The organism is Bergeriella denitrificans NBRC 102155 (genome assembly GCF_001592185.1).
GTDB lineage: Bacteria > Pseudomonadota > Gammaproteobacteria > Burkholderiales > Neisseriaceae > Neisseria > Neisseria denitrificans.
In genome coordinates this window covers 1-3039 of the sequence record NZ_BCWL01000228.1, presented here as the reverse complement: position 1 = coordinate 3039, position 3039 = coordinate 1, and the positions used below count along the sequence as shown (strand labels likewise).

Here is a 3039-nt window from a genome sequence, read left to right as displayed (position 1 = left end):
ATACCGCCCTCCCCTACTTCGCATGATTTTCAGACGGCCTAATAGAGGCAGACAAGCGTGCAAGATGATATTCTTCAGGTGGCCGAGCGCAGTCGAAGCCGCTCATTCCGCCATTCAGACAAAATCGGTTATAATGCCCGACTGATTTTCCCGTCGGCGCAATCAATCCCGGCAGCCGCCCTTGCGGCAGGCAAATGTTCAGACGGCCTTTTCCCTTTGGCAAACTGCGGCTTACTGCCCTTGCCCATGCCGATTTTGGCCGACACCCTTCACACCGCGGTTCGCAACCCTCCCGCGTTACCAAAACTAGGATTTCCCATGTCAAGCGAACAAGCCTTGGTCATTTTTTCAGGCGGCCAAGATTCCACCACCTGCCTGCTGCAGGCCATTGAAAACTATGGCCGGAGCAATGTGCAGGCCATCACCTTTCAATACGGGCAACGCCACACCCTCGAGCTGGAATGCGCCCGCCGCATCGCGCAGGATTTGGGCATCACCCAAACCGTACTCGATCTCAGCCTGATGCAGCACATTACCCGCAACGCCTTAATGAGCAAAGATGCGGAAATTCAGACGGCCGCAAACGGCGTCCCCAACACCTTTGTCGACGGCCGCAACGCCCTGTTTCTGCTCTACGCTGCGATTTATGCCAAAGGCCAAGGCATCAAGCACATCATCGCGGGCGTATGCGAAACCGACTTCTCCGGCTACCCCGACTGCCGCGACGTATTCGTCAAATCCATGAACGTTACCCTCAATCTGGCCATGGATTACGATTTCCAAATCCACACCCCGCTGATGTATCTCACCAAAGCGCAAACCTGGAAGCTGGCCGATGATTTAGGCCGTCTGAATTATGTGCGCGAACACACCCACACCTGCTACAACGGCGTAGCCGGCGGCTGCGGCGAATGCCCGAGCTGCCTGCTGCGCGAGCGCGGATTGGCGGAATATCTGCAACAGAAAGCCCAAACATCATGAAGCAGCTTTACATGTTCTATCTCGGCGGCAACGCAGGACATGCCAATATCGAAGTACACGATGTCCAATTTATCGCCTGCAACAGCTGGCAAGAAGCCGTGCCCGCCCTGAAAGCCTTATGGTTCGGCGACCGCGACAAAATCCATATCGATGGCTGGCAAATCGTTTCCTGGGCAGACGGCTATGACATCAGCCTGTCCGAAGTGCCGCCCAATCAAGCCGAAAAACTGTATTTCGTCAATGTCGGCGGCTACCGCCGCGGCACGCTGGCCGAAGCCCACGATTTCGGCCTGTTTGTCGCCGCCACACCTGCCGAAGCCAAGCAAAAAGCACTGGCCGCCTTATTGCCCGACAGCCTGATACCGCACAAAGACAACCTCAAAGATGTGGACAACCTGCTGCCGCTTAGCGAAGTCGGCGGCCTGCATATCCACCTGACAGCCAATCCCGCAGGCAAGCCGTCTGAAATCGGCTTCCAAGGCTACCAACCGATTTAAACCATGAAAATCACCAAAATCTTCACTTTCGACTCGTCACACATGCTCGACGGTCACGACGGCAAGTGCCAAAACCTGCACGGCCACACCTACACGCTCGAAATCACCGTTTCAGACGGCCTGATACCGAACGGCGCGAAAAGCGGCATGGTCATGGATTTCACCGATCTCAAAGCCATCGTCAAACAAGCCATCATCGAGCCTTTCGACCACGCCTTTATCTACGACGGCAGCAATCCGCGCGAGCAGCAAATCGCCGCCCTGCTCGAAGGCTGGAACATGAAAACCCTGCGTCTGCCCTTCCGCACCACCGCCGAACACATGAGCATCGAGATGTACGGCCGTCTGAAAAAAGCAGGACTCAATGTCTGCCGCATCAAATTATGGGAAACCCCGACCTCATGCGCCGAATACGAAGGAGACCATCCATGAGCACATTAAGTCTGATTTTAGTATTACTGGTAGCCGCCGAACACTTCTACATCGCCTATCTCGAAATGACGCAGATTCCCGGCGAAAAAGCCGCAGCATTATTCAAGCTGCCGTATGAATTTCTGCAGCAGAAAAACGTGCAGAATATGTTCAGCAACCAAGGGCTTTACAACGGCTTTCTCGCCGTCGGCCTGCTGTGGGCGCAGTTTGCCGCCCCCGACAACGCACGCTTTTCCGCCACCATGCTGTTTCTCGGCTTCGTACTGATTGCCGCCGCATGGGGCACGTTTTCCACCGGCAACAAAGGCATCGTATTGAAACAAGGCCTGCCCGCCGCATTGGCCGCACTGGCAACCTGGGCGGCAGCATGACCGAAATCCGCCCCGCCGACCCGCAATACCGCATTGTCGAAATCTTCGAAAGCCTGCAAGGGGAAGGCTACAACACCGGCATGCCCGCCGTATTCATCCGCCTGGGCAAATGCAATTTAGCCTGCTCATGGTGCGATACCGACTATCTGACCTTCAAAATGCTCAGTCTCAGCGAAATTTTAGGCCGTCTGAAAAACCACACCGCCCGCAATATCATCATTACCGGCGGCGAGCCGACCATACAGCCGCATCTGGACAGCTTGTTGGACGCACTCAAAGCGCAAGGTTATTACCTTTGCATCGAAACCAACGGCCTCAACCCCGCACCGCCGCAAATCGACTTTATCTCCGCCAGCCCCAAAGCCTGCTACGCGGAAAAATACGCCAAGCAGTGCATCAAAACGGCAGATGAAGTGCGGATTGTCGCCGACGGCGATGTAACTGCCTTTGCCGAAGAAATGGAACGCAAAATCCGTGCCCGTCATTACTACCTGTCGCCGTGCGAGCAAAACGGTGAAATGAATATTTACGACACCATCCGCCAAATCGGCCTGCTCAACAGCCGCCCCGATGCCCCGGTACACTGGCAACTAAGCGTGCAAACGCACAAATGGGCAGGTATCGAATAAACCGCCCGTTCCAAAAACGGCAGGCATCAAAAAAAGCCGTCTGAAAAACCAAGTTTTTCAGACGGCTTTTTTAACAGATTACCGGCGCGATGCGTTTCATATAGTCGGAGTGTAAATTCTGATACAAGG

General features: G+C 54.8%; 5 protein-coding genes. All 5 read left to right on the top strand.

Annotated elements, in window-relative coordinates:
• The first annotated feature begins 318 nt into the window (after window positions 1-318).
• From queC to BDE01S_RS09500, 5 genes are read left to right on the top strand one after another with little or no spacing between them, the layout of a single operon-like run.
• Complete coding sequence (gene queC, locus BDE01S_RS09520) at window positions 319-981, top strand: 7-cyano-7-deazaguanine synthase QueC (protein ID WP_066080806.1); 663 nt, start codon at window positions 319-321, stop codon at window positions 979-981.
• Window positions 978-1478: a DUF1543 domain-containing protein gene (locus tag BDE01S_RS09515; RefSeq protein WP_066080803.1), complete on the top strand. Its 501-nt coding sequence runs from the start codon at window positions 978-980 to the stop codon at window positions 1476-1478. The genes queC and BDE01S_RS09515 overlap by 4 nt, the downstream gene beginning before the upstream one ends.
• A gap of 3 nt (window positions 1479-1481) precedes the next feature.
• Window positions 1482-1910: a 6-carboxytetrahydropterin synthase QueD gene (gene queD / locus BDE01S_RS09510; RefSeq protein WP_066080802.1), complete on the top strand. Its 429-nt coding sequence runs from the start codon at window positions 1482-1484 to the stop codon at window positions 1908-1910.
• Window positions 1907-2281, top strand: a complete 375-nt coding sequence (locus BDE01S_RS09505; RefSeq protein ID WP_066080799.1) for a DUF1304 domain-containing protein — start codon at window positions 1907-1909, stop codon at window positions 2279-2281. Before queD ends, BDE01S_RS09505 begins: the two co-directional genes overlap by 4 nt.
• Entirely contained in the window at window positions 2278-2910 is a 633-nt protein-coding gene (locus BDE01S_RS09500; protein ID WP_066080796.1) for a 7-carboxy-7-deazaguanine synthase QueE, read from the top strand. Before BDE01S_RS09505 ends, BDE01S_RS09500 begins: the two co-directional genes overlap by 4 nt.
• The last annotated feature ends 129 nt before the right edge of the window (window positions 2911-3039 follow it).

Coding starts and splice junctions, on each gene's coding strand:
- queD (WP_066080802.1), top strand. CDS start 1,482: ATGAAAATCACCAAAATCTTCACTTTCGACTCGTCACACATGCTCGAC.
- queC (WP_066080806.1), top strand. CDS start 319: ATGTCAAGCGAACAAGCCTTGGTCATTTTTTCAGGCGGCCAAGATTCC.
- BDE01S_RS09505 (WP_066080799.1), top strand. CDS start 1,907: ATGAGCACATTAAGTCTGATTTTAGTATTACTGGTAGCCGCCGAACAC.
- BDE01S_RS09515 (WP_066080803.1), top strand. CDS start 978: ATGAAGCAGCTTTACATGTTCTATCTCGGCGGCAACGCAGGACATGCC.
- BDE01S_RS09500 (WP_066080796.1), top strand. CDS start 2,278: ATGACCGAAATCCGCCCCGCCGACCCGCAATACCGCATTGTCGAAATC.